This is a genomic window from Tepidiforma sp., assembly GCF_026419595.1.
Classification (GTDB): domain Bacteria; phylum Chloroflexota; class Dehalococcoidia; order Tepidiformales; family Tepidiformaceae; genus Tepidiforma.
The window spans coordinates 1-364 of sequence record NZ_JANZZD010000089.1; the positions used below are offsets into that span (position 1 = coordinate 1).

1 protein-coding gene is annotated in these 364 nt (G+C 68.4%); it reads left to right on the forward strand.

Going from position 1 to position 364, the window contains the following annotated elements:
* Nucleotides 1–336: SRPBCC family protein (locus N2041_RS14490; protein WP_297679306.1), on the forward strand; the 336-nt coding region annotated here is incomplete at its 5' end.
* Nucleotides 337–364 lie beyond the last annotated feature (28 nt).

The following is a 364-nucleotide window of genomic DNA, read 5'->3' on the forward strand; positions in this document are numbered from 1 at the left end:
GAACCGGGCTCCGAGGTGGACATCGAATTGCGGCTCGGCCCCTTGCGGCTGCGCTGGGCGGCCCGCCACACCGCATATCGCGAGAATCAGTTCTTCTGCGATGAGCAGGTGCAGGGACCGTTCCGCGTCTGGCGGCACCGGCACGGCTTCGAGCGGCAGCCGGACGGGCGTTGCCTTCTGACGGACGACGTGGAGTTCTCGCTTCCGCTGGCTCCCGTTTCCGACTGGCTCGCGGGCTGGGCCGTAAAACGCATGTTGCGAAAAATGTTTGCAGAGCGGCATGCCCGCACCGCGGCAGCCTGCGGAGTCCGGTTGCTGGCAGGCGGGGCCCGCTGAACAACGCGGCCTCACTCGGCCGGCTCGG